Below are 19,465 nucleotides of genomic sequence, written 5' to 3'. Positions count from 1 at the left end.
CTTCCGATTCCGCACTGAAACCTGTTCCATGCACCTGCTGTCCACGCGCCCCGGCGGCTTCGTCGAGGACGAGAGCATCGTCACCCGCCTCGACCAGACGCCGGCCGACATCGTCATCCTGAGCTCGGCCGACACCACGCTGGCCCTGCTGTCCTCGGCCGTGGCCGCGCTGGCCGGGGCGTCGGCGGACTTCCCTTCGGTGCGGCTGGCCAATCTGCTGTACCTGCGCCAGCCGGCCTCGCTGGACCTGTATGTGGACGAGGTGCTGCGCCATGCCCGCGTGGTCATCGTGGACCACCTGGGCTCGGAGTCGGCCTGGCCCTACGGCATCGAGCAGATCGGCTCTCTGGCGCGCCGCAAGGGGCAGCGCCTGGCCATGTTCTCGGGTGACCTGCAGGAAGACCCGCACCTGCTGGCGCGCAGCACGCTGCCGGCCGCCGCCTGCCGCCAGCTGTGGCAGTACCTGCGCTCGGGCGGCGCGGCCAATGCGCGCGAGTTCCTCAAGGCCACCGTCTACCACGGGCTGGACCGGGGCGATGCGCCGCTGCCGCCGCGCACCCTGCCTCAGGCAGCCGTGCACGTGCCGCCTGCGCTGTTCGAGAACGCCCCCAACCCTGCCCAGGTGCAGGCCCATGACGTGGCCGGCATCGACGACCTGCAGCGCGCCTGGACGCCGGGTGCGCCCACGGTGGCCCTGGTGTTCTACCGCTCCCACCTGCTGGCGGGCAATACGGCGGCCTTCGACGCCATGGCCCTGTCGCTGCAGCAGCGCGGCATGAACCCGCTGCCCGTGGCGCTGGACTCGCTCAAGGACCCGCTGTGCCTGGCCACGCTGCGCCAGCTCTGCGAAGACCATGCCGTGCAGCTGGTGCTCAACACCACGGCGTTCTCGGCGCTGGAATCGGGCACGGCCCTGGCCGGCGATGCGCCCGTGCTGCAGGTCATTGCCAGCGGCGGCAACCGCGAGGACTGGTGGGCCGACAGCCAGGGCCTGCGCCCGCGCGACATCGCCATGCAGGTGGTGCTGCCCGAGATGGATGGCCGCATCATCACGCGCGCCATCAGCTTCAAGGGCCTGTCCCACCGCTGCGCCTTCACCCAGGCCGACGTGGTGGCCTACCAGCCCGAGCCCGACCGCGTGGACTTCGTGGCCGACCTGGCCTGGCGCTGGTGCCGCCTGCGCAGCCTGCCCGCGCGCGACAAGCGCCTGGCCCTGGTGCTGGCCAACTATCCGGGCAGCGAAGGCCGCATCGGCAGCGGCGTGGGGCTGGATACGCCGGCCTCGGTGATCGCCATCCTGCAGCACCTGGCGGCCGAAGGGCACGAGCTGGGCGACCCCGCGCAGCTGCCCGCCGATGGCGAGGCGCTGATGCACACCCTGCAGCAGGGCATTGCCAACGACCCGGCCCAATGGCCGCTGCGCCCGGCCTGGCAAAGCTATGCGCTGGACGAATACCTGGCGCGCCTGGCCGCGCTGCCGGACGGCATGGCCGACGCCATCACGGCGCGCTGGGGCGCGCCCGAGGCCGACCCGCTGCTGCGCCAGGGCCGCTTCATGATCGCGGGCCTGCGCCTGGGCCATGTCTTTGTCGGCATACAGCCGGCGCGTGCATTGGTCGGTAAAGGCATGGGCGCGCAGGACTATGCGAGCTACCACGATGCCGAGCTGGTGCCGCCCCACGGCTACCTGGCCTTCTACTTCTGGCTGCGCGACCGCTTTGCCGTGGACGCCATGGTCCACGTGGGCAAGCATGGCAACCTCGAATGGCTGCCGGGCAAGAGCCTGGCGCTGTCGGGCGCGTGCTGGCCCGATGCCATCCTGGGCCCGCTGCCCCATCTCTACCCCTTCATCGTCAACGATCCCGGCGAAGGCGCCCAGGCCAAGCGCCGCAGCCAGGCCGTGATCATCGACCACCTGATGCCGCCGCTGACGCGCGCCGAAAACCACGGCCCGCTGCAGGACCTGGAGCGCCTGGTGGACGAGTACTACGACGCGCTGCTGGTCGATGCGCGGCGCGGCGCGCTGCTGCGCCGCCAGATCCTGGACATCGTGCGCCGCCAGCACCTGGACCAGGAGCTGGACCTGGCGCCCGGTGCCGCGCAGGACGACGATGCCGTGCTCGAACGCATAGACGCCTACCTGTGCGAGCTCAAGGAAACCCAGATCCGCGACGGCCTGCATGTCTTCGGCGCCTCGCCTCAAGGCCGCCAGCGCCGCGACACGCTGCTGGCGCTGGCGCGCTTCCCGTCGGACGAAGGCCAGGGCCTGATCCAGGCGCTGGCCGCCGACCTGCTGGACAGCCCCGGGTTCGACCCGCTGCGCATGGAGCCCGCACGCCCCTGGACCGGCGCGCGCCCCGCCGCCCTGCAGGCCGTGAGCGACGAGCCCTGGCGCCATGAGGGAGACACGCGCGAGCGCCTGGAGCTGCTGGCCCAGCAACTGCTGGAAGGTGAGGCCCCGGCCGGTGACTGGCCGCAGACGCGCGCCGCGCTGGCGCAGGTGCATGCCGTGCTGGCGCCCGCGCTGGATGCCTGTGGCGGCGAGGAACTGCGCCAGCTGCTGCGCGGGCTGCAGGGCCGCTTCGTGCCGCCCGGGCCCAGCGGATCGCCCTCGCGCGGGCGGCCCGACGTGCTGCCCACGGGGCGCAATTTCTACACGCTGGACACGCGCGCCATTCCCACCCAGGCCGCCTGGGAGCTGGGCCAGCAGGCCACGCTCAGGCTGCTGGAGCGCTATCTGCAGGAGCACGGCGAATACCCGCGCACCCTGGGCCTGTCGGTCTGGGGCACGGCCACCATGCGCACGGGTGGCGATGACATCGCCCAGGCCTTTGCGCTGATCGGGGTGCGCCCCAAATGGGCGCCCGGCAGCCAGCGCGTGGTGGACTTCGAGGTGGTGCCGCGCGTGGGCATGGGCCGGCCGCGCGTGGATGTGACGCTGCGCATCTCGGGCTTCTTCCGCGATGCCTTCCCGGGCGCCGTGCAGATGTTCGACGCGGCCGTGCAGGCCGTGGCCGCGCTGGACGAAGACGCCGAGGACAACCCCATACGCGCGCGCATCCTGGCCGAGGCCGAGCAGCTGCGGGCGCAGGGCATGGACGCCGTGCAGGCCCGCCTGCAGGCCGGCTGGCGCGTGTTCGGCGCGCCACCCGGCCACTATGGATCGGGCCTGGGTGGACTGTTCCAGAGCGGCGACTGGCAGGGCGATGCCGACCTGGCCCAGGCCTACCTGGGCTGGAGCCAGCATGCCTACGGCCAGGACGCCGAGGGCGTGCCCGCAGGCGATGCGCTGCGCCGCCGCCTGGGCGAGCTCGACGTGGTGGCCCACAACCAGGACAGCCGCGAGCACGACATCCTCGACTCGGGCGACTACTTCCAGTTCCAGGGCGGCATGGCCTCGGCCGTGCGCCACCTCTCGGGCCGCCAGCCCGCGCTCTACCACGGCGACCATGCCAACCCGGCCCAGCCGCGCGTGCGCTCGCTCAAGGAGGAGATTGCGCGCGTGGTGCGCTCGCGCGTCACCAATCCCAAGTGGATGGACGGCGCCAAGCGCCATGGCTACAAGGGCGCCTTCGAGATGGCGGCCACGGTGGACTATCTCTTCGGCTTCGACGCCACCACGCAGCAGGTGGGCGACCACCAGTACGCCCTGGTGGCCGACGCCTATGTGCTGGACGCGGCCACGCGCGACTTTCTCGTGCAGCACAATCCGCAGGCCCTGCGCGACATGCTGGAGCGCCTGCTCGAAGCCATGCAGCGCGGCCTGTGGGAGCAGCCCGGCGACTATCGCCAGCAGCTGGAAGACCTGCTGCTGGAACATGAAAACCATCTCGAAGGATTGCGCGCATGACCGCATCTCCTGACCTGGGCAGCGGCGCCCCGCCCGCGCTGCCGCCGCTGTTTCCCTTTGCCGCCATTGCCGGCCAGCCCCTGCTGTGCCAGGCGCTGCTGCTGGCCGCCATCGACCCGCAACTGGGCGGCGTGCTGATCGAGGGGCCGCGCGGCACGGCCAAGTCCACGGCCGCGCGCGCGCTGGCCGAGCTCATCGATGCCGCGCCCTTCGTCACGCTGCCGCTGGGCGCCTCGCTGGAGCATCTGGCCGGCTCGCTGGACCTGGGCCAGGCCATGGCCGGGCATGCGCTCAAATTCGCGCCCGGCCTGCTGGCGCGCGCCCATGGCGGCGTGCTCTATGTGGACGAGATCAACCTGCTGCCCGATGCCCTGGTCGATGTGCTGCTGGATGCGGCCGCCAGCGGCGTCAACGTGGTCGAGCGCGACGGCATCTCCCACCGCCACGCGGCGCGCTTCGTGCTGGTGGGCACCATGAACCCCGAGGAAGGCCAGCTGCGCCCGCAGTTGCTGGACCGCCTGGGCCTGTGCGTGCGCCTGGCCAATGTGGAGGACCCGGCCCAGCGCCAGGCCATCGTGCGCGCGCGGCTGCTGTTCGATGCCGACCCGGCCGCCTTCCGCGCCCGCCATGCAGACGCCCAGGCCGCGCTGGCCGCGCAGCTGCGCACGGCACGCGAGCGCCTGCAGCCGGCCGGCGCGCTGCCCTGGTCCGACGCGGTGCTGCAGGCCGCCGGAGCGCTGTGCATTGCCGCCCAGGTGGACGGCCTGCGGGCCGACCTGGTGCTGCTGCGCGCCGCCCGCGCCTGGGCCGCCTGGCTGGGCGATGCCGAGGTCAGGCCCGACCATGTGCAGGCCGTGGCCGAGCTGGTGCTGGTGCACCGCCGCAAGCCGGGGGCGCCGCAGCCACAGCCGCAGCAGCAGCCATCCCCACAGCAAGCGCCATCGAATCCGCCTTCGCAGTCGCCGGCACAAATCCGGCCGCCTGCAGAATCCACGGCCAACGGCGCAGGCGACAGCCCGCCCTCCGAGGCTGACTGGGGCGCCATGCCGCCCGAGCCCGTGGGCCTGCTGCGTGTCGCCGTGCCCTCATTGCTTGCCCGCGAGGCCGCAAAGGCGGGAGCGCCCGCCGCAAAAAAAGCCTGAGCCCCCGCGGCCCCGCGCCACAGGCAAGGGGTGCGGGGGCGGGCCAGCAGGCCGCCAGCCAACCCCGGCTGGCTCAGTCGCAAGGCGGGCAGACCACCGGCAGCTGGGACTGGCCGCGCACGCTGGCCGCGCGCGGCGCCCAGGCGCTGGCGCCCGAACATCTGCAGCGCCGCCGCGAGCCGCCGCAGGCCACGCGGCTGCATTGCTTTGTGCTCGATTGCTCGGCCTCCATGGCCGCCAGCGGCGCACTGGCGCGGGCCAAGGGCGTGCTGCTGTCGCTGATGGAAGAGGCCTACCGCCGCCGCGAGCAGGTGGCGCTGATCTGCTTTGCGGGCACGCGCGTGGAATTGCGCCTGCCGCCGCGCAAGGCTGCGGCCTGGAATGACGACTGGATCGCTCCCATTGGCGGGGGCGGCGGCACGCCGCTGCAGGCGGCCGTGGAGCAGGCGGGCCAGTTGCTGCAGCGCCATTGCGGCGCAGAGGCCTCCTGCCAGGGCTGGCTGTGGCTGCTCACCGACGGCCGCACGCGCGAGCGGCCCGCGCGGCCTGCGGCGGCGCAGGAGGCAGGCATCGTGGACTTTGAATCAGGCCGCGTGCGCCTGGGCCGGGCCGCTGCGCTGGCCGCTGCCTGGGACGCACGCCATGTGCGGGCCGATGATTTCGCAGGCTGATCTGCGGCTCTGACGAGGTCAGGCCGGCCAGCTCAGCTCGAACAGCGCGCCGCCGCGCTCGCCCGGCAGGCATTGCGCCCGCCCGCCATGGGCCTGGGCAATGGCCTGGACCACGGCCAGGCCCAGTCCGCTGCCCTTGCTGGCCCCCACGCCGGCGTTTTTGCGGCTGCGGGCGCCTTCGCCGCGCTGGAAGGCGTCGAAGATGCGCGGCGCAAGGTCCGCCGCCACGCCGGGGCCGCTGTCTTCCACGCGCACGGTGCACAGGCCCTGGCGCACGCGCGCGGCCACCAGCAGGGGGCCGGGCTGCGCATACAGCATGGCGTTCTCCAGCAGGGCCAGCAGGGCCTGGCGTATGCGCACGGGGTCGCAGACCACGGGCTGCTCGTCCAGCTCCAGCGCCAGTTGCAGGCCCGCCTGCTCCAGCGCCGGCCCCACGGCCAGGGTCACCGATCGCACCTCGCCGGCCAGGCAGGTCTGGCGCAGCTCCAGATGCAGGTGGCCGTTGTCCTGCAGGCCCAGCAGGCGCAGATCGTCGATCAGGCGGGTCAGCCCCTCGACCTGGGTCATCAGGCTGGCCAGCATGTCCTTGCTGGGCAGGAAGACGCCGTCGGACAGGCCTTGCAGCCGTCCGCTGAGGATGGTCACGGGCGTGCGCAGCTCATGGGCGATGGCCGCGCTCCAGAAGGCGCGCTCCTGCGCCATGCCTTCCAGGCGCTGGGCCAGGCTGTTGAAGTCGTGCACCAGCTGGGCGGCCTCGTGCAGCGCGCTGTCGTCGGTGTGCGCGCGCGCCGAGAGGTCGCCCTGGGCCAGCTGGCGCAGGCTGATGGCCACCGAGTCCAGCGAGGGCAGGATGCGCCGCGACAGCCGCGTGGCCACGAAGATGGCGATCAGCAGGGCGATGACCAGGGTCAGCAGCACCCAGGCCAGCTCCACGCTGGAGGGCATCCAGCCGTCGGAGACGCTGGCCGGGTGAAAGGTCAGCAGCAGTGCATAGAAGGCGTACGAACCCAGCACGCACAGCACGACCACGGCCAGCGTGACGGCCGACATGGTCAGCACCACCTGCCGGCGCAGGCCCGGCACTGCGCTCATGGGTCCATCCCCAGCCGGTAGCCCACGCTGCGCACGCTGTCGGGCATGCCCTGCAGGCCCAGGCCTTCGAGCTTCTTGCGCAGCTTGCTGATGTGGCTGTCCACGGTGCGTTCCAGCGTGTGGCCTTCGGGCAGGCAACTGAGCAGCAGCTCGGCGCGGCTGAACACGCGCCGGGGCGAACGCACCAGGCTGGCCAGCAGGTTGAATTCGGTCACGGTGAGTTCGGGCACATGCGTGGCGCCCTGCACCTGCACGCTGACCTCGCGGCTGTCCAGGTCCACGCGAAAGGGGCCGGCCTGCAGCAGCTTGGTATCGCGGAGCCGGCCCTGGCCGCAGCGGCGCAGCACGGCCTGCACGCGCGCCACGACCTCGGCCGCATTGAAGGGCTTGCCCACGTAGTCGTCCGCGCCAATGCGCAGGCCGATGAGCTTGTCCACGTCCTGGTTGAGGGCGGTGAGCATGATGACGGGCGTGTCGCCGCGCCGGCGGATTTCGGACAGCACCTGCCAGCCGTCGAGGCGTGGCATCTGCACGTCGAGAAGAACGAGATCGGGTTTCAAGTGGTGATGCAGTTCAAGGGCCTGCTGGCCATCGGCGGCATGGACGGTGCGCAGGTCGCTGCGGGCCAGGTAGGCGCACAGGATGTCTGCGATCTCGGGCTCGTCCTCGGCAACGAGGATGAGCGATGTCGATGGCTGGAAAGGCAAGGGCTGGGCAATGATAGAAGCCATTTTGGGGTCGCGGCGGGGGCTGTGTTCATCTCCATCGTTCTTCCACATTTCCCGGGCCGAAATGCCATCGAAAGAACGCAAGCTGTTTCCCTGTGCCGCCGCCATTGGCCGGCATGCGAAACAAATCCCTGAATATGAAGTCACAGCGGCAATGCCGTATGAGCGGGTGGGAGAGCTGTTAGCTTTGCAGCGGCTCCATGGATGAATGGCCCTGGCGGCAACACGCCGCAGGCCGAAGCCGCACCGGCAGGAGTTTCCTCCATCCCCATGCCTCCTGGCAATCTGGATTTGCATCCGGATGGCCCCTCAGATGATTCGGCGCCAGGCGCCGTATTTTTTCCGCAGCGCGCCCTGGCGCGCATTGAAAACCAGACCTCGCGTCCATGCCACAGTTCTTCATTCACCGGCCCGTCTTTGCCTGGGTCATCGCGCTGTTCATCGTGCTGCTGGGCGTGCTCGCCATCCCGCAATTGCCGATATCGCGCTATCCCACGGTGGCGCCGCCCACGGTGAGCCTGTATGCCACCTATCCGGGCGCCACGCCCAAGACGCTCAATGATTCCGTGGTCTCGCTGATCGAGCGCGAGCTGTCCAGCGTCCGCCACCTGCTGTACTTCGAGTCCTCGGTGGACACCTCGGGCTCGGCCGAGATCAAGGCCACCTTCAAGCCCGGCACCAACCCGGAGCTGGCCCAGGTGGATGTGCAAAACCGCATCAAGGCCGTGGAGCCGCGCCTGCCGCAGGCCGTGCGCCAGAACGGGCTGCAGGTGGAGTCGGCCACGTCGAGCTTTCTGCTGCTGGTGGGCCTGATCTCGCCGGGCGGCGAGTTCGACGAGCTGGCACTCAATGACTACATGGCGCGCAACATCGTGGAGGAGCTGCGCCGCATCGAGGGCGTGGGCCGCGTGCAGCTGTTCGGTACCGAGCAGGCCATGCGCGTCTGGGTCGATCCGGCCAAGCTGATTTCCTACGGGCTGTCCATGGGCGACCTCACCCAGGCCATACAGCAGCAGAACATGCAGATCGCCCCGGGCCGCGTGGGCGATGCGCCGACCGCGCCGGGCCAGCGCGTGACCACGCCGCTGACGGTGCAGGGCCAGCTGACCTCGCCCGCGCAGTTCGCGGCCATCGTGCTGCGCGCCCATGCCGACGGCTCCCGCCTGGTGCTGGGCGACGTGGCGCGCGTGGAGCTGGGCGCGCAGTCCTATGCCTTCTCCAACCGCGAGGACGGCAAGCCCGCCACCAGTGCCGCCGTGCAGCTGTCGCCCGGTGCCAATGCCGTGCGCACGGCCGCTGCCGTGCAAAAGCGCATGGCCGAGCTGGCCTCCATCCTGCCGCAGGGCATGCAGCACACCATCTCGTTCAACACCGCGCCCTTCGTCAAGATCTCCATCGAGAAGGTGGTGCAGACCCTGGTCGAGGCCATGGTGCTGGTCTTCCTGGTGATGTACCTGTTCCTGCAGAACCTGCGCTACACGCTGATCCCGGCCATCGTGGCGCCCGTGGCGCTGCTGGGCACCTTCGCCGTGATGCTGGTGGCGGGCTTTTCCATCAACGTGCTGACCATGTTCGGCATGGTGCTGGCCATCGGCATCATCGTGGATGACGCCATCGTCGTGGTGGAGAACGTGGAGCGCCTCATGGCCGAGGAAGGCCTGTCGCCGCGCGATGCCACGCTCAAGGCCATGAAGGAGATCACGGGCGCCATCATCGGCATCACCCTGGTGCTGACGGCGGTGTTCATTCCCATGGCGTTCGCCAGCGGCTCGGTGGGCGTGATCTACCAGCAGTTCACGCTGTCCATGGCCGTGTCCATCCTGTTCTCGGCCTTCCTGGCCCTGAGCCTGACGCCGGCGCTGTGCGCCACCTTGCTCAAGCCGGTGGCGGCAGGCCACCATGAGAAGAAAGGCTTCTTCGGCTGGTTCAACCGCGGCTTCGAGCGGCTGACGAACCGCTACGAGGCCCATGTCACGGGCCTGGTCCGGCGCACGGGCCGCATGATGCTGCTGTTCGCGGCCATCGTGGCCATCCTGGTGTTTGCGCTGCGCCAGCTGCCATCGGCCTTCCTGCCCGAGGAGGACCAGGGCTACTTCATGACCTCCATCCAGCTGCCGGCCGATGCCACGGCCGAGCGCACGCTGGACGTGGTCAAGCGCTATGAGGAGCATGTGGCGCAGCGCCCCGGCATCGCCTCCAGCATCTCGGTGCTGGGCTTCAGCTTCGCGGGCTCGGGCCCGAACGCGGCCATGGCCTTCACCACGCTCAAGGACTGGGACCAGCGCAACGGCGCCACGGCCGGCGAGGAAGTCTCGCTCGCGCAAAAGGCCATGGAACACGCGCCCGAGGGCGCCATCATGGTGCTGCAGCCCCCGGCCATCGATGAGCTGGGCACTTCCTCGGGCTTCACCATGTACCTGCAGGACCGCACGGGCCAGGGCCATGCCGCGCTCAAGTCGGCCACCGACCAGTTGCTGGCGCTGGCCGGCAGCAGCAGCGTGCTGGGCTCGGCCTACCAGGACAGCCTGCCTTCGGGCACCAGCGTGCGGCTGGAGATCGACCGCCAGAAGGCCCAGGCCCTGGGCGTGGGCTTTGCCGCCATCAGCGAGACGCTGTCCACGGCCATGGGCTCGCTGTACGTCAACGACTTCCCCAACGCCGGGCGCATGCAGCAGGTCATCGTGCAGGCCGACGCGCCCGCGCGCATGCAGATCGATGATGTGCTCCGGCTGAACGTGCGCAACGCTGCGGGCGGCATGGTGCCGCTGGCCGAGTTCGCCACGCCCGTGTGGTCCGAGACGCCGCTGCAGCTGGTGCGCTACCAGGGCTTCCTGGCGTCGCGCATCTCGGGCACGCCTGCGCCCGGCACATCCAGCGGCGCGGCCATGGCCGAGATGGAGCGGCTGGTGGCCCAGCTGCCGCCCGGCTTTGCCGTGGCCTGGACCGGCCAGTCGCTACAGGAGCGCCAGTCGGCCGCGCAGGCGCCCCTGCTCATGGCCCTGTCCATGCTGGTGGTCTTCCTGGTGCTGGCCGCGCTGTACGAGAGCTGGTCCATCCCGCTGTCGGTGATGCTGGTCGTGCCCCTGGGCCTGCTGGGCGCGGTGGCGGCCGTGCTGCTGCGCGGCATGCCCAACGATGTGTTCTTCAAGGTGGGCCTGATCACCATCATCGGCCTGTCGGCCAAGAACGCCATCCTGATCGTGGAATTTGCCAAGCAGCTGCGCGAGGAAGGCCAGGACCTGCGCGAGGCCGCCATCAAGGCCGCGCGCCTGCGGCTGCGGCCCATCCTCATGACCTCGCTGGCCTTTGCGCTGGGCGTGGTGCCGCTGATGCTGGCATCGGGCGCCAGCGCCGAGACCCAGCACGCCATCGGCACGGGCGTGTTCGGCGGCATGGTCAGCGGCACGGTGCTGGCGGTGTTCTTCGTGCCCGTCTTCTTCGTCTTCGTCCTTGAATGGCAGCGGCGCATCGCCGGGCCGCGCGGCAGCGCGCGCCGGCCGCCGCCTGCTGCCGACCCCGGAACATAAACACATGCCCCTCTGGATCGCGCTCAACGCCCTGTGCTTTCAGGGCCGCCCGCCGGCACAGTCTTCGAACCCTTGCGCGCCATCGGCGCCTGCAGCCCCCGCGCGGCAGGCCGGGCCCACCGGACCCGAGCCGCCGCGTGCAAACGCCGGTGCGCATGCCGGCCCCCTTGGCCCCGACGGCGCCGATGGCGCCCCCTCCGGCACGGCCAGCACGTCCGTCCCATGATTTCTATAATGGCGGCTTCGTTCGCCATTGCAGGAGGTATTCGTCCCATGCGCCATTGATGCTGCCGCTATCCCAGCGGCCCGCTTTTCCCGACCCTGCCCACCGCACGCGCAATGCATGCAAAGCGGCAAGGAACTGCGTTGGCATCCATGAACCGCGATATGACGAATACCACGATCACGCTCGACGGCGTTTCCTGCGTGCTGCCCGATGGCAGCCCCCTTTTCTCCGATCTTTCCGAAACCCTGGACCACCGCCGCACCGGCCTGGTGGGGCGCAACGGCGTGGGCAAGTCGCGGCTGGCGCGCATCCTGGCCGGGCTGGATGCGCCCTCGCAGGGCCGCTGCCTGCGCTCGGGGCAGGTGCTGTACCTGGCCCAGCGCACGGACTGGCACGGCCAGCCTTCGGTGGCGGCGCTGGCCGGGCTGCAGCCCGCGCTGGAGGCGCTGGCGCGCATCGAGGCCGGCAGTTGCGAGCCCCGCGACTTCGAGCTGCTGGCCGACCGCTGGGACCTGCGCCAGCGCCTGCAGGCCCAGCTGGAGCTGGCGGGCCTGGGTCATCTGCGTGCCGATACGCCGGGCCACGCCCTCAGCGGCGGCGAGGCCATGCGCGCGGCCCTGGCGGGCGCGCTGCTGTCGGGCGCCGACCACCTGGTGCTGGACGAGCCCAGCAACCACCTGGACCGCGAAAGCCGCCAGGCCCTGGCCGCGCAACTGCAGCGCTGGCCCGGTGGCCTGGTCGTGGTCAGTCATGACCGCAGTCTGCTGCAGGGCATGGAACGCATCGTGGAGCTGTCGCCGCAGGGGCTTCGCAGCTACGGCGGCGGCTACGCCTTCTATGCCGAAGCCAAGGCGCGCGAGATGGCCTCGGCGGTGCAACTGCTGGAGCAGCGCAAGCTGGAGCGCCGCCGCGAAACGCAGCAGTTGCGCGAGCAGCAGGAGCGCCAGCAGCGCCGCGAGGCGCGCGGCCGCCGCCAGGGCCAGGAGGCCAACCAGGCGCGCATTCTGCTGGACCGGCAAAAGGAGCGCAGCCAGGCGTCGGCCGGCCGCCTGCGCCGCCAGCAGGCGGACACGCGCGAAGCGCTGGACCAGCGCGTGCGCGAGGCGGCGCGCCAGATCGACCTGCAGGCCGACATCCGCTTGCAGGCGCCGCCACCGGTAGGTGCTCCCTGCGACGTGGTGGCGCTGCTGGACGATGTGCTGCTGCCGTTTTCCCCGGGGCCGCGCCTGAACCTGTCTCTGTACGGCGGCCAGCGCCTGGCCGTGACCGGTCCCAACGGCTGCGGCAAGACGCGCCTGCTCGATGTGCTGTCAGGCCGCCTTGCGCCCCAGGCGGGCGAGGTGCGCCGCATGCAGGCCTGTGCCTACCTGGACCAGCGCCTGTCCCTGTTGCAGCCCGGGCGCACGGTGATGGAGCAGTTGCAGGACGCATGCCCCGGCACCCCCGTGGATGTGTTGCGCACACGCCTGGCCTGGCTCGGGCTGGCGGCCCGGCAGGTGGAGCAGCCCGCGGGTCGGCTCAGCGGCGGCGAGCAGCTCAAGGCTGCCCTGGCCTGCGCGCTGCATGCCGAGCCGCCCGCGCCCCTGCTCCTGCTGGACGAGCCCTGCAACCACCTGGACCTTCCTTCCCTGCAGGCGCTGGAGGGCATGCTGCGCGGCTACGCCGGCACGCTGGTCGTGGTCTCGCATGACGAGGATTTTCTGCAGGCCATCGGGCTGACCGAACGCCTGATGTGGTCGCCGCAGGGCTGGCGAATGGAGTCCGCCTAGCTTTCCTGCGCTATCAGCGCCTGCAGTGCGCGCACATCGGTCACCAGCAGCGCCTGGCGCCCCTCCTTGCGCAGCAGGCCGCGCCGGGTGAGGGCGCCCAGCTCGCGCGTGACCTGCTCGCGGTTGGTGCTGATCTTGCTGGCCAGCACCGAGTGCGAAGGCACGGGGCTGATGAGGGCCGTGTGCTCGGGCGATACGCCCGCCTCCCGGGCCAGGCGCAGCAGCTCCCTGTGCAGGCGCGTGGGCACGCCCAGGGTGCTCAGTTCCATGACGCGGTCGGTCAGCCGGCGCACCAGGCCGGCCAGGCCCTCCATCATGCGCAAGGCGATGGCGGGCTCGCGCGCCAGCAGGGCCAGGAAGTCCTGGCGCGAGAGGCTGGCCAGCAGCGAGGATTCCAGGGTGACCACATCGGTGGAGCGGGCCTGGCCGTCAATGGCCGCCAGGTCGCCGAAGTGCTCGCCGGGCCCGTAGTCGCGGAAGCTGACCTCGCGCCCGCCCGGCGAATAGGTGGTGATGCGCACGCGCCCGCTGACCAGGAAGAACACGTCGCTGCCCGTGGAGCAGCGATTGAACACGGGCTGGCGGGCCTGCAGCGGGCGCCATTCGCAGTCGGCGGCGATGCGGTCCAGGCTGGCGGTGCCCAGGCCCTCGAACAGGGTGATGCCGCGCAGGGCGAAGCTGGAGGGCTGGGTGGGGTGGGCCATGGAACCAATAGCGGGCGGAATGTACAAAGATTCTGGATCGGGCTGCGCTGTCCCAAGTTCCTTCAAGCCGCCATTGTTCCTGTCTTGTCCTGCCGTCGGGCGCATCATCCGTTTCCATGGCCCGTGTCCTTCCTCCGTCCCTGCCGTCCCTGCGCAGTCTCCACTGGTCCACCGGCCTGGTGCTGTGGACCTATGCGGCGCTGCACCTGTCCAACCATGCCCTGGGCCTGGTCTCGCTGGCCACGGCCGAGGCCGTGCGCGAGCTGGTCCACGGCGTGTGGCGATCCCTGCCCGGCAGCCTGCTGCTCTACGGCGCGCTGGCCGTGCACATGGGGCTGGCGCTGCAGGCGCTGGCGCGGCGGCGCAGTCTGCGCATGCCGGCGCTGGAGGCCGTGCGGCTGCTGCTGGGCCTGAGCCTGCCGCTGCTGCTGGCCCTGCACGTGCCGGCCACGCGGCTGGCGCAGGAGGCCTGGGGCGTGGACCCCTCGTATGCGCGCATCGTGCGTTCTTCCTGGAATCCCTCCAGCATGGCCATCCAGCTGCTGCTGATGGCGGCCGCGTGGACCCACGGCTGCATGGGCCTGCACATGGCCATGCGTGCGCGCGGCTGGTGGCGGCGCTGGCAGCCGCTGCTGCTCACGGCCGCCGTGCTGCTGCCCGTGCTGGCGGCGCTGGGAATCGTCTCCATGGCGCGCGAGATCGCGGCGGCCGGTGTGCCCGCGCCGGCCGGGCCTTCGCCGCAGGCGGCGCAGCTGCTGCGCGATCTGACATCGGGGCTGCGCCAGGGCTGGCTGGCCGGCCTGGCTGCCTTGCTGGCCGGCCCCTGGCTGTGGCGGCGCATGCGCCTGCGCGGCGCCCGCCAGGTGCTGCTGCACTATCCGGGCCGCACGGTGCAGGTGCCCCAGGGCATGAGCGTGCTCGAAGCCAGCCGCGAGCATGGCATTGCCCATTTGTCGCTGTGCGGCGGCAGGGCGCGCTGCTCCACCTGCCGGGTGCGCGTGTCCGGCCCGGCGGCCCACCTGCCTGCGCCGGTGCGGGACGAGCGCCTCACGCTGGAGCGCGTGGGCGCGCCGCAGGACGTGCGGCTGGCCTGCCAGCTGCGGCCCACGGGCGATGTGCAGGTGGCGCCGCTGTTTCGCTCGCCGGCAGCCGCCCAGGCCGGGCGGGGCGATGAGCAGCGCGAGGTCCGCGAAGTGCGCGCGGTGGCCATCCTGTTCGTGGACCTGCGCCGCTGGTCGGGCCTGGCCGAGCGGCAATGGCCCGTGGACCTGTCCTGGGTGCTGGACCAGTATTTCGAGCGCGTGGGCCAGGCCGTGCACGACAGCGGCGGCATGGCCAACCAGTTCATCGGCGACAGCGTGATGGCCATCTTCGGCCTGGATACCGACCTGGACACGGCCTGCCGCCAGGCCGTGCAGGCCAGCGCCCTCATCGACCGGCGCATGCAGGAGTGGAGCGCGAGCTTCGAGGCGCAGTTCGGCCAGCCGGTGGATTTCGGCATGGGGCTGCACGCGGGGCGCGCCGCCGTGGGGCGCGTGGGCTTCGAGCACACCACCACCTTCACGGCTGTGGGCGAGGTGGTCAACACGGCCAGCCGCCTGCAGGAGTACACCAAGAGCGCCCAGGCGCGGCTGGTGCTGTCGCTGGAGGTGGCGCGCCGCGCGGGCGCGGCCGATGGCCTGGGTGAAGTCCGGCAGGTGCAGGTGCGCGGGCGCTCCGAGCCCTTGCCGGCCCTGCATGTGGCACGGCCCGGCCTGCAGTGGCCCTGAGCGTGGATGGTGAGCGTGGGAGCTGGAGAGTTTGCGCAAAGCTGTGCGTTTAGGCACTGACGCGCAGGCGGGCGAAGACGAGACTGCAGCCATGCAGAACGCAATCACGCGCTGCAGGATTTGACAAAGGATTCGCCATGAAGCACGCAAAGACCCTCTTCGCCATCACCGCCCTTTCTGCCGCACTTTCCTCCGCGTTGTGGCCGGGCATGGCCTCGGCCGCACCGGCTGCCACGGTATCTGCAGAAACCTGGTTCGGCGCCGAGCCCGCCAGCTCCGGCCCCGCGCTGTCGCGCGCCGAAGTGCAGGCCGACCTGGCCCTGTGGAACCGCGCCGGCCTCAACGTCTACCGCGAGTCCGATGTGAACCACTGGGATGCCGACTACCAGCAGCGCCTGGCCCAGTACCAGCGCATGCGCAGCGGCCCCGAGTACCTGGCCGAAGTGCAGCGCCTGGGCGGCTCGGTGAAAGCGGCCGAAGGCCAGGGTTCCGGTCGTGTCCCGGGTTGAGCCGACGATGCGCGCCGCCACGCATTCCACTGCCCATGCCGCCGCATCGCCCTGGGCCGACTTCGCGCCGCTGCTGGCCCGGGTGCTGCTGAGCCTGCTGTTCATCTACAGCGGCATCGGCAAGCTGATGGGGCCGGAGGGCACCATGGCCTATATCGCCAAGGCGGGCCTGCCGCTGCCCATGCTGTCGTATGCCATGGCGCTGGTGGTGGAGCTGGGCGTGGCCACGGCCCTGCTGCTGGGCTGGCGCACCCGCGAGGCCGCGGCCGTGATGGCCGTGTTCAGCGTCATGTCGGCGCTGATGTTCCACAACCAGTTCGGCGACAAGGGCCAGCTGGTGCAGTTCCTGAAGAACCTGGCGATCGCCGGGGGATTCGTGCAACTGATGCTGGCGCCCGTGGCGCGCTGGAGCCTGGACGCACGGCGCAAGGCCTCGCGTTGAGCACGAGCCAGTGATCCCTGGCGCTGTGCGTTACCCATAGCCCATGAAACCGGCGCGCCCGAAAAGCCAGGGACACCGAGGAAGGGCCGCCCCGCCCCGAGGGTGTCGTCCCCCTCCCTCGCGAAGCGAGTAGAGAGGGGGAAGCGGCGTCAGCCGCTCAGGGGGTGTCTTTGTCTCACACCTTGATGCCTTTTTCAGCCAGGCGTCGGGCGTAGGCGGCCAGGATCAGCCGCTCCGAATGCACCAGGTAGTCATTGAGTGCGGCAGCGGCCTCGGCCGGCTTGCCGTCCTCGAACTGCTGCAGGATGCGCGCATTCATGTCCACATAGGGCGCATGCAGGAAGTGCGGGTCGCGCAGCAGGCCGAAGGCCAGCCGCAGCTCGGCCAGCAGGTGCTCGAACATGGTGTCCAGGCGCTCGCTGTCGGCCAGCTGCACCACGGCCTTGTGGAAACTCATGTTGGCCGTGCCCACGCCGGACCAGTCCTGGGCCTCGCGGTGGCGCTGCGCTGCCTCCACGGCTTCGCGCATCAGGCTGCGAGCCGGGTGCATGGGATAGGCCTGGGCCAGCGCCTGGCACTCCACCATGCGGCGCACGCGGTAGATGTCGATGATGGAGGCGATGCTGGGCGCCGCCACCGACACGCCCTTGTTGGGCTCGTGCACCAGCAGGCCTTCCTTGGTCAGCAGCCGGAAGGCCTCGCGCAGCGTGTTGCGCGAGATCTGCAGGCTTTCGCTGAGCGAGGCTTCCGACAGCTTCTGCCCGGGCTCCCAGGCACCATCGATGAGCTTGCTGCGCAGCTGCTCGGTCACGCGGTCGGTCAGGTTGAGGATGTCGGTGCTGCGGGTCATGGTGATGGGGGATGCAAGGGTCGATGGGCAGTGTAGCCAGGGCCGGCACTCCTGCCGGCCTCGCGTGGTGCTCAGTTGTCGTGATGCAGCCGCGTGAAGGTCTGCAGGGTGCTGTCCACGGCCTCGTCGTCAATGTGGCGGTGCGTGACCAGGCGCAGCAGGCCCGCGCTGCCCGTGCGCACCAGCACGCCGGCTTCGGCCAGGCGTGCCTCCCAAAGGCGCGCATCGGCCGCGCTGGTGCCCACGCGCACCTGCACGATGTTGGTCTGCGGCAGTTCGGCCGCGCACCATGCCGGGTGGATGGCGCGCAGGCCCTGGTGCAGGCGGCGGGCGCGTGCGTGGTCCTCGGCCAGGCGATCGACCATGTGCTCCAGCGCCACCAGGCCCGCCGCCGCGATCACGCCGGCCTGGCGCATGGTGCCGCCCAGCATGCGCCGTATGCCGCGCGCCCGCGTGATGAAGTCGGCCGGGCCCATGAGCACCGAGCCCACCGGAGCCGACAGGCCCTTGGACAGGCAGACGGTGACCGAGTCCGTGTGTGCGGCGATCTCGCGGCAGGACAGGCCCAGTGCCACGGCGGCATTGAACAGGCGCGCGCCATCGGTATGCACGGGCACGCCATGGCGGGCGGCCAGGGCATGCAGGGCCGCCAGCGACTCGGGCGCCGCGACGCTGCCGCCCCGTGCGTTGTGGGTGTTCTCCACGGCCACGAGGGCGCTGGGGCAGCGCGCGGATGCCGAGGTGTCCAGCGCCGCTTCCAGAGCGGGCAGGGCGATCAGGCCGCCGTCGCCGGGCAGGCTGCGGTAGTGCATGCCGGTCAGGCCCGCGGCTGCGCGCTCGGCGTTCAGCAGATGGCTGCCGGCCTCGGCCAGTACCTCGCCGGGCATGCGGCCATGGGCGAGCACGGCCACGAGGTTGCCCATGGTGCCGCTGGCCACGAACAGGCCTGCGGCCTTGCCAAAGCGCTGGGCCGCCGTCTCTTCCAGCGCACGCACCGTCGGGTCGCCGTCCAGGCCGTCGTCGCCCAGCGGGGCGCAGGCCATGGCTTCGAGCATCTGCGGCGTGGGGCGCGTGACGGTGTCGCTGCGCAGGTCAACGGCGTCGTGGTGATGGTGCAGGGAGGGCATTCAGTCCGCCTTGATGTTGCGTTCCTTGATGACGCGGGCCCAGCGTGCGGCGTCGGTCTCCATCTGGGCCCCGAACTCCGCCGCAGTGCGCGGCGTCAGTTCCAGCCCCAGGGACTGCAGCTTGGTCTGGAGCGCGGGCGTGGCCATGGCGCGGGCCACGGCATCGTGCAGCGCGGTCTGTATGCCGGGGGGCAACCGGGCAGGCGCCAGCAGGCCGAACCAGTGCAGCACGGTCAGGCCGCGCACGCCGCTTTCGGCCATCGTGGGCACCTGGGGCAGGGCCGGCGAGCGCTGGGCACCGGTGGTGGCCAGGGCGCGCAGCGCGCCGCTTTTGATATGGGGGATCACGGTGGGGGCCGAGGAGAACATGCTCTCGGTATGGCCGGCCACCACGTCGGCGACGGCCTGGCCCGAGCCCTTGTAGGGAATGTGGGTGATGAAGGTGTCCGTCTGCTGCTTGAACAGCTCGCCTGCCAGATGCGTGGCCGTGCCCGTGCCGCCCGAGGCGAAGTTGATCTGGCCGGGCCGTGCCTTGGCCATCGCGATGTATTCCTTCACGCTCTGCGCCTTGAGCTTGGGGTTGACGGCCAGCACCAGCGGCGAGGAGCCGATCAGGGCCACGGGCGTGAAGTCCTTGAGCGCGTCGTACGGTGTCTTGTAGAGACTGGGCGTGATGGTGTGCGGCATGTCGGCCAGGAGCAGCGTGTAGCCGTCGGGCGCGGCGCGTGCCACCAGCTCGGCGCCCAGCATGGCCGAGGCGCCGGGCTTGTTGTCCACGACCACGGGCTGACCCAGTTCGCGCGACAGCTCCGTGCCCAGCGCGCGGGCGATGTTGTCCGAGCCGCCTCCGGCCGTGTAGGGCACGACGATGCGCACGGGCTGCGCAGGCCATTTCTGCGCCAGGGCAAGACCGGGCAGGGCAGCCGCTGCCAGGATGAGCAGGCGGCGCTGCAGGCCCCGGTGCGAAGCGGGATGTGCAGCAGGGTGCAAGGCGGGGTGCGGAAGTGGGTGACGTTCGGCAGGCATGGCGAAGGCTCCTTGGTGCAGCGACAGGAAGAA

Annotated in this window: 14 protein-coding genes; 8 read left to right on the top strand and 6 right to left on the bottom strand. The window is 70.9% G+C overall.

Annotated elements, in window-relative coordinates; translation table 11 throughout:
- Positions 1 to 28: 28 nt before the first annotated feature.
- From cobN to ACF8O7_RS15880, 3 genes are all read left to right on the top strand, one after another.
- Positions 29 to 3,850, top strand: coding sequence for a cobaltochelatase subunit CobN (gene cobN / locus ACF8O7_RS15890; RefSeq protein ID WP_392443778.1), 3,822 nt, complete (start codon positions 29 to 31; stop codon positions 3,848 to 3,850).
- Entirely contained in the window at positions 3,847 to 4,992 is a 1,146-nt protein-coding gene (locus tag ACF8O7_RS15885) for an ATP-binding protein (protein WP_392443776.1), read from the top strand. The genes cobN and ACF8O7_RS15885 overlap by 4 nt, the downstream gene beginning before the upstream one ends.
- A gap of 209 nt (positions 4,993 to 5,201) precedes the next feature.
- Positions 5,202 to 5,663, top strand: coding sequence for a VWA domain-containing protein (locus ACF8O7_RS15880; RefSeq protein ID WP_084027467.1), 462 nt, complete (start codon positions 5,202 to 5,204; stop codon positions 5,661 to 5,663).
- A gap of 18 nt (positions 5,664 to 5,681) precedes the next feature.
- On the opposite strand, the gene ACF8O7_RS15875 is transcribed toward ACF8O7_RS15880, so the two are convergent.
- Entirely contained in the window at positions 5,682 to 6,755 is a 1,074-nt protein-coding gene (locus tag ACF8O7_RS15875) for an ATP-binding protein (RefSeq protein ID WP_016448780.1), read from the bottom strand.
- Entirely contained in the window at positions 6,752 to 7,486 is a 735-nt protein-coding gene (locus tag ACF8O7_RS15870; RefSeq protein ID WP_016448779.1) for a response regulator, read from the bottom strand. The genes ACF8O7_RS15875 and ACF8O7_RS15870 overlap by 4 nt, the downstream gene beginning before the upstream one ends.
- Before the next feature lie 383 nt (positions 7,487 to 7,869).
- Between ACF8O7_RS15870 and ACF8O7_RS15865 the strand changes: the two genes are divergently transcribed.
- Both ACF8O7_RS15865 and ACF8O7_RS15860 read left to right on the top strand, forming a co-directional pair.
- Positions 7,870 to 11,010 (top strand): efflux RND transporter permease subunit, encoded by a 3,141-nt coding sequence (locus tag ACF8O7_RS15865; RefSeq protein WP_016454400.1) that lies wholly within the window; start codon positions 7,870 to 7,872, stop codon positions 11,008 to 11,010.
- A 375-nt stretch (positions 11,011 to 11,385) separates the two neighbouring features.
- Positions 11,386 to 13,005, top strand: a complete 1,620-nt coding sequence (locus ACF8O7_RS15860; protein ID WP_392443775.1) for an ABC-F family ATP-binding cassette domain-containing protein — start codon at positions 11,386 to 11,388, stop codon at positions 13,003 to 13,005.
- On the opposite strand, the gene ACF8O7_RS15855 is transcribed toward ACF8O7_RS15860, so the two are convergent.
- A complete protein-coding gene (locus ACF8O7_RS15855) occupies positions 13,002 to 13,709 on the bottom strand; it encodes a Crp/Fnr family transcriptional regulator (protein ID WP_154833513.1) in 708 nt (235 codons plus the stop codon). The two genes, ACF8O7_RS15860 and ACF8O7_RS15855, sit on opposite strands and share 4 nt — an antisense overlap.
- A 116-nt stretch (positions 13,710 to 13,825) precedes the next feature.
- Here ACF8O7_RS15855 and ACF8O7_RS15850 point away from each other — a divergent pair, with 116 nt between their 5' ends.
- The 3 genes from ACF8O7_RS15850 (at position 13,826) to ACF8O7_RS15840 (ending at position 16,429) form a co-directional block, all read left to right on the top strand.
- Positions 13,826 to 15,478 carry an adenylate/guanylate cyclase domain-containing protein gene (locus ACF8O7_RS15850; protein WP_392443773.1) on the top strand — a complete coding sequence of 551 codons (1,653 nt, stop codon included), beginning with the start codon at positions 13,826 to 13,828 and terminating at the stop codon, positions 15,476 to 15,478.
- Positions 15,479 to 15,615: 137 nt separating this feature from the next.
- Entirely contained in the window at positions 15,616 to 15,987 is a 372-nt protein-coding gene (locus ACF8O7_RS15845; protein ID WP_016454396.1) for a DUF4148 domain-containing protein, read from the top strand.
- Between the two features lie 7 nt (positions 15,988 to 15,994).
- Positions 15,995 to 16,429 (top strand): DoxX family protein, encoded by a 435-nt coding sequence (locus ACF8O7_RS15840; protein WP_061289501.1) that lies wholly within the window; start codon positions 15,995 to 15,997, stop codon positions 16,427 to 16,429.
- 175 nt (positions 16,430 to 16,604) lie between these two features.
- Here ACF8O7_RS15840 and ACF8O7_RS15835 read toward each other — a convergent pair whose 3' ends face one another.
- The 3 genes from ACF8O7_RS15835 to ACF8O7_RS15825 all read right to left on the bottom strand — a co-directional run bounded on the left by ACF8O7_RS15835 (position 16,605) and on the right by ACF8O7_RS15825 (position 19,432).
- Complete coding sequence (locus tag ACF8O7_RS15835) at positions 16,605 to 17,279, bottom strand: GntR family transcriptional regulator (protein ID WP_012207532.1); 675 nt, start codon at positions 17,277 to 17,279, stop codon at positions 16,605 to 16,607.
- 71 nt (positions 17,280 to 17,350) lie between these two features.
- Complete coding sequence (locus tag ACF8O7_RS15830; RefSeq protein ID WP_313238743.1) at positions 17,351 to 18,406, bottom strand: GntG family PLP-dependent aldolase; 1,056 nt, start codon at positions 18,404 to 18,406, stop codon at positions 17,351 to 17,353.
- Positions 18,407 to 19,432, bottom strand: coding sequence for a tripartite tricarboxylate transporter substrate binding protein (locus ACF8O7_RS15825; protein ID WP_392443771.1), 1,026 nt, complete (start codon positions 19,430 to 19,432; stop codon positions 18,407 to 18,409).
- Positions 19,433 to 19,465: the final 33 nt, after the last annotated feature.

The sequence above is a fragment of the Delftia sp. WSY_16 genome, from assembly GCF_043104415.1.
GTDB classification, from domain to species: domain Bacteria; phylum Pseudomonadota; class Gammaproteobacteria; order Burkholderiales; family Burkholderiaceae_C; genus Comamonas; species Comamonas tsuruhatensis.
The sequence above is the reverse complement of the archived record's forward strand: the minus strand, read 5'-3'. Positions and strand labels throughout refer to the sequence as shown.